Annotated in this window: 3 protein-coding genes and 1 pseudogene; 1 reads left to right on the top strand and 3 read right to left on the bottom strand. The window is 63.6% G+C overall.

The genetic code is table 11. The features are described from left to right. The coding region (locus tag PMI02_RS26540) for a MucR family transcriptional regulator (protein ID WP_007686112.1) at positions 1-836 on the top strand (836 nt) is incomplete at its 5' end. An 82-nt stretch (positions 837-918) separates the two neighbouring features. Here PMI02_RS26540 and PMI02_RS19550 read toward each other — a convergent pair. The 3 genes and pseudogenes from PMI02_RS19550 to PMI02_RS19540 form a co-directional block, all read right to left on the bottom strand. Continuing rightward, positions 919-2,443: pseudogene (locus PMI02_RS19550) on the bottom strand (IS66 family transposase); the annotation flags it as partial. 49 nt (positions 2,444-2,492) lie between these two features. After that, the gene (gene tnpB, locus PMI02_RS19545) at positions 2,493-2,846 is read right to left on the bottom strand and encodes an IS66 family insertion sequence element accessory protein TnpB (RefSeq protein WP_007686108.1); all 354 of its coding nucleotides are present in this window, start codon (positions 2,844-2,846) and stop codon (positions 2,493-2,495) included. Continuing rightward, on the bottom strand, positions 2,843-3,247 hold the full coding sequence (locus PMI02_RS19540) for a transposase (RefSeq protein WP_007686107.1): 405 nt from the start codon (positions 3,245-3,247) through the stop codon (positions 2,843-2,845). Before PMI02_RS19540 ends, tnpB begins: the two co-directional genes overlap by 4 nt. Positions 3,248-3,430 lie beyond the last annotated feature (183 nt).

Genomic DNA, 3,430 nt, shown 5'->3' with positions numbered 1-3,430 from the left:
GGCATCTGTCCGCGAATGGGCTTACGCCAGACCAGTACCGCGAGCGTTTCGGCCTTCCTGCCAGCTACCCGATGGTGGCGCCCAGCTTCGCGGCGCAGCGCCGCGAAATTGCGGGTCGGATCGGGCTCGGTAGAAAACGCTCTGCTGAAGCCGCACCGGTGGCCGAGGTCGAAAAAACCTCGGAGACCGTGAACGCTGGTGCCAATGACGACGCACCTGCCAAGGCACCGCGGGGCCGCCCGGTCGGTAAGCGGGCGGCCGCGAAGGCGACCACAGGCGCTGCTAAAGGCGCGAAGGCGCCGGGACGTAAGCCGAGAGGCTCCGCACAAGCCGGCGCTTCGGAGGCCGTGACGGACACCGATCCGGCAGTAGCAGAAAACGCGCCAGTTGCTCCGCCCGAAGTGCCGGTGACGGAAGACAACGCATCGCCGGTACCGACCAAAGCTGCGAAGCGACCGGCGGCGGCGAAGGGCAGCAAGGCTGTCAGCAAGACTGCTGCGAAGCGGAGCGTTGCCGCGAAGCCGAGTGCTGCCGCTTCGGCCAAGGCCGCTGAAGAAGTCGCCGATGAAGTGACCACCGCGGAGGGCGGGGCAGGCGCGCCCAAGCGGCGTGGTAAGCTCGGTCTGTTTGGCAAGGCGGCCGGGCAGGGCGGAGCATCGGAACCAACCGAAGCCGGAGCGGCTGTCTCCACGAATGCGGGTGCAACAACTGGACCGTCGGACGCAGCTGAGGCGAAGGCGGCTGCACCGAAGAAGTCTGCGCCGAAAAAGCGCATGGCGCGGGCACCGAAGTCTGCGCCTTCTAACCCTACCGCCGTCGAGGCAGCAGGCGAATAATTGTTGATGGCGGGCGGCGGGGCTTTGTCTTCGCCGCTCGCGGGACCTGATGAAGCCGGACCCGCCGAACGCCTGCCGCCAGCCGCCAGTTCCAAGGGAGCAGGATGTCCAGTTCGTTGACCTTCACAGCGCCCGTGTCCATGCGCTCCAGCACGTCATTGAGCCAGGTGTAGAGATCCAGGCCGCCCAGGCGAGCCGTCTGGAGAAGCGATGCCATGACGGCCCAGGTCTGAGCTCCTTCCTCGCTACCAGCGAAGAGGCTAGACTTGCGGCCCCGGGGCCACATTTCTCATGCCGCGCTCGACGGTGTTGGTATCGACCTCGATCCGGCCGTCTTCCAGGAACAGCGTCAGCCCCTTCCAGTGGTTGAGCGTGTAGCGCATCGCCTTGGCCAGATCGGACTTCGGCGACAGACGTGGAAGCATGGTGTCGATCTGGGCCTTGATCTTTGCCATGACGTCGGCGGTTTCGGCGAGACGAGCCTGGAGGCGCTGTGCGGCGGTGCCTTTGCGCACACGCGCCTCGACCACGTAGACCTGACTGATCAGGGCGATGATTGCCGCGGCCACCGGCGATGGCGATTTGCGGTAGGCATCGACGAACTTGCGCCGGGCTTGGGCAAGACAGAAGGCTAGTGTGATCTTGCCTCGGCCCGGACCACTGCGCACAAGCGCCTTGTAGGCACCATAGCCGTCGACCTGGATAACGCCCTGGTAGCGGGCGAGTTGTTCGAACGCCTCGGCATGCCGCCGGCCGCGAGCATGGATATACACCACCGCCGGATGGGCCGGGCCTGACCAGGGTCCGTCATCACAAGCGTGCGCCCAGAACTGTGTCGTGCGGGTTCGTTTTCGCCCTTTCTCGAGGACCGGCATGCGGGTCTCATCGCAGAAAATCCGGGACTGGCTGTGGATGTAGGCAAACAGGCGATCGTAAAGCGGCTTCACCCACCATGCGATCTTTCGCATCCAGCGGCTCGGTAGCGCCCGGTCCAGGATGACGCCCTGGCCTGCGAGCATCTGCAACTGCCGATTGAGCGGGATCGACCAGGCGTAGCGCGCTGTCGCCATCCAGGCCAACGTCGAGGTGGTGACCATCGACCCCGGGATCGCGCGGCGCGGTGCCGGCGCCTGAACGACGCCCTCCCGGCATTCCCGGCAGGCGTAACGAGGACGCACCGTGCGGATGACGCGAACGATGGCCGGCACCCAGTCGAGTGCTTCACTGGCATCTTCGCCGATCCTGTGGAGTTTGCCGCCGCAACAGGGGCAATCCAGCGTATCGGGATCGATCACGCGCTCTACACGTTCGATATGGGCCGGCAGTGCCATCAGGCCTCGCTTGCGGCGTGGGCGAGCGGCGGCAGGCTTATCTTCGGCGTCGCCGTCATCGTTGGCTGCGGCCACCGGCGTGGCTACAAGGTCGCCGAGATCGAGGAGACCTTGATCACCCAAGATGACGCTGGCGCGTTCTGAACGGCTACCGAAGGCCTGTTGGGCCATGCCTTTGAGCAGCGATCGCAGTTGGGCATTTTCTGCCTGGAGTTCACGCACCAGAGCCGCCATTTGCTCCATATTTCCAGGGAGATCGTCGGCTTGGGCGGGCATGACTGACTATACCACACCGGCTCCTCGCCGCCACAGAAAACCCCAGATATCAGCCAAAAATCAGAGGTCTGCGCGCCTCTTGCGTTGGCAATTTCTTCCAGTCCAGACCCGACAGCAATGCCGTGCACTGCGGGCCGCTCAAGACCATCGTGCCGCTTTGCACGGGCGGCCAGAAAAACCTCCCACGGTCGAGCCATTTCGTCGCCATGACCGCGCCTGACCCGTCATGACGGAGCAACTTCACCTTATCCGCGCCCTTGTTGCGGAACACGAACACATCGCCCGCACAGGCATCATGCCCCAGTACGTGCGTCACGAGCCCCATCAATCGGTTAATCCCGGCTCTGAAGTCGACCGGCTGTGTCGCCACGAAGATCCGTACGCTTCCGTCGATGGGGATCATTCCCGGATCGCCGCCAGTACCGTGCGCAGGTGGTCCATCTCAACCGCGCCCCGGATCCGAACCGTCACATCGCGGACGATCAGTTCCAGCCCGGCGGCTTCGCATCGCTCCTCCTGGGCGACCGTTACCGGCACAAACCGCATTTCCTCAACTGCGCCCGCCGCGCGTGCATGGCGCCGCCAGTAGTGCAGCAGCCCCAGGCCGACCCCGTTCTCGCGCGCAACCTGAGATACCGTCACGTCAGGAGCAAAACTCTCAGCGACAATGCGGTCACGTTCTTCATCAGGCCATCGTTCGTAGCGTCGGCGCGCCGGCGTCAAACTCTCGATCAAACGCGACGCCGCACTGTGCGACGCACAGGTCAAACCGCCGTTTGAGCCTGCATCAATCTCATCCGACATTGCCCGATCTCCTCATCGTCGCGGGCGAGCCTACTCATCAGCAGGCTGACGGAATACGTGGGGCGGGTGCAGCGGTTACTGTAGGTTTTGCTCATTATAAACCTAACATTCGACAGGAAGCCATATTGATCTAGGTTATTAATTCATATTATGCTATTCGTTTTGAATCGCCGGCTCGTTGAA

Source organism: Novosphingobium sp. AP12 (assembly GCF_000281975.1).
Classification (GTDB): Bacteria; Pseudomonadota; Alphaproteobacteria; order Sphingomonadales; family Sphingomonadaceae; genus Novosphingobium.
The sequence above is the reverse complement of the archived record's forward strand: the minus strand, read 5'-3'. Positions and strand labels throughout refer to the sequence as shown.

Bases quoted from the DNA above. Each gene is read 5' to 3' on its own strand.
- tnpB (WP_007686108.1), bottom strand. From the start codon at position 2,846: ATGATCCCCATCGACGGAAGCGTACGGATCTTCGTGGCGACACAGCCG.
- PMI02_RS19540 (WP_007686107.1), bottom strand. From the start codon at position 3,247: ATGTCGGATGAGATTGATGCAGGCTCAAACGGCGGTTTGACCTGTGCG.